The organism is uncultured Aquincola sp., assembly GCF_964001545.1.
GTDB lineage: Bacteria > Pseudomonadota > Gammaproteobacteria > Burkholderiales > Burkholderiaceae_C > Aquincola.
Genome location: NZ_CAXFDV010000647.1, coordinates 1 through 1,644, shown reverse-complemented (window position 1 = coordinate 1,644; position 1,644 = coordinate 1). Strand labels below are relative to the sequence as shown.

The following is a 1,644-nucleotide window of genomic DNA, read 5'->3' as shown; positions in this document are numbered from 1 at the left end:
GGGCACCTGCTGCGTGCGGCGCACCTCGCGCAGCACCTCGAAGCCGTCGATGCCGGGCAGCATCACGTCCAGCACGATGACGTCGTAGCGGCCTTCCAGTGCCGCATGGCGGCCGTCGATGCCGTCCACGGCCACGTCCACCACGTGCCCCTGCTCGGTGAGGCCGCGGCGCAGGTAGTCGGCCGTCTTGGCCTCGTCTTCGACGATGAGAACGCGCATGCGGCCAGTCTAGCCAGCGGGCCGGCACCCCCGGCTGACGGGCGAATGACATTTCTGTCATCCAGCCGGGGTTTGGGGCACGATGCTTGCCTCTGCTTCTGCATCCATGCCCCATCGCACGCCGCTCGCCATGTCACGCCAATTCCTGATCGACTGCGAACTGAACTACCAGGTGCAGCAACCCAGCACCTTCATCTTCAAGATCGAAGCGGCCTTCACCCCCGAGCAGTCCATCGGCGACGAATCGCTGGCCACCGTGCCGCCGCTGCCCATGGGCCGTTACACCGACCCGCTGGGCAACCGCACGCTGCGGCTGAACGTGCCGCCGGGGCCCTTCAGCATCCGCTACCAGACGCAGGCCACGGTGCGCCGCATGCCGGGCGCCGAGAACCTGCGCGAAACGCCCACCGCCAACCTGCCGCTGGACGTGATGCCGTTTTTGACCGGCAGCCGTTACGTGGAATCGGAACTGATCTTCCACGACGCGGTGCGCTGGATCGGCACCGCCGACCTGGGCTTCCGGCGGGTGGAGCGCATCTGCCAATGGGTGCGCGACAACGTCAAGTACGAGGTGGGCACCTCCAAGCCCTATGGCACCACCCGTGACGTGCTGGCCAACCGCACCGGCGTGTGCCGCGACTATGCGCACGTGGCCATCGGCCTGTGCCGGGCGCTGAACATCCCGGCGCGCTTCGTGGTGGGCCATGTGGAGTGGGACACGCCGCCGCCCGACTTCCATGCGCTGTTCGAGGCCTGGCTGGAAGGCCGCTGGGTGATGTTCGACCCCACGGCCATGGCCGATCCGCTGGACGTCATCCGCATCGGTACCGGCCAGGACGCGGCCGACCTGCCGTTTGCCACCATCTTCGGTGCGGCGCAGATGACGCGCATGGCGCCGCTGGTCTACCGGCAGGCGGGCGACTGAGCGGTCGCGCGGCTCAGGCTTCCTGCGCCTGGGCGGTGAAGAGGCCGGCCTCGGCCTCGCTGCGCAGCCGGCCCGCCAGGGCCTGCAGCGCTTGCACGTCGAGCGAAGCGCGACCGACCTGGGCCTGCTTGATCAGCTGCTCCATCTGAAGGCACGGCGCCGTCAGTGTTTCGAAGCCGAAGGAGCCGGCCGTGCCCTTCAAGGTGTGCACGAGCCCGGCCAGCGCCTGGGCATCGGCCCGGGTGATGGCGTCTTCGATGTCATCCAGCTGCCGCGGCAGCCCCTGGCGGAACAGCTGGGACAGGCGCGCCATCTCTTGCGCGAAGGCGGCCTCGGCATCTTCGTCGGCCACGGGCGGGGCGGGCAACCAGCGCGCCAGCACCGCATAAAAGCGGTCGAGCTGCAGCGGCTTGGCCAGCACGTCGTTGAAGCCGAGCGCGCGGTAGTGCGCCACGTCGCTGGCCATCACGTTGGCGGTCAGCGCGATCACCGGCCCCGCG

The 1,644-nt window shown here is 69.2% G+C and carries 3 protein-coding genes; 1 reads left to right on the top strand and 2 read right to left on the bottom strand.

The window, feature by feature from the left end:
- A partial coding sequence (locus ABNT58_RS22550) for a response regulator (RefSeq protein ID WP_348755646.1) occupies positions 1–219 on the bottom strand: 219 nt, incomplete at its 3' end.
- Positions 220–349: 130 nt separating this feature from the next.
- Here ABNT58_RS22550 and ABNT58_RS22545 point away from each other — a divergent pair.
- Positions 350–1,144, top strand: coding sequence for a transglutaminase family protein (locus ABNT58_RS22545; RefSeq protein ID WP_348755645.1), 795 nt, complete (start codon positions 350–352; stop codon positions 1,142–1,144).
- 13 nt (positions 1,145–1,157) lie between these two features.
- Here the strand turns inward: ABNT58_RS22545 and ABNT58_RS22540 are convergent.
- The coding region (locus tag ABNT58_RS22540) for an Hpt domain-containing protein (RefSeq protein WP_348755644.1) at positions 1,158–1,644 on the bottom strand (487 nt) is incomplete at its 5' end.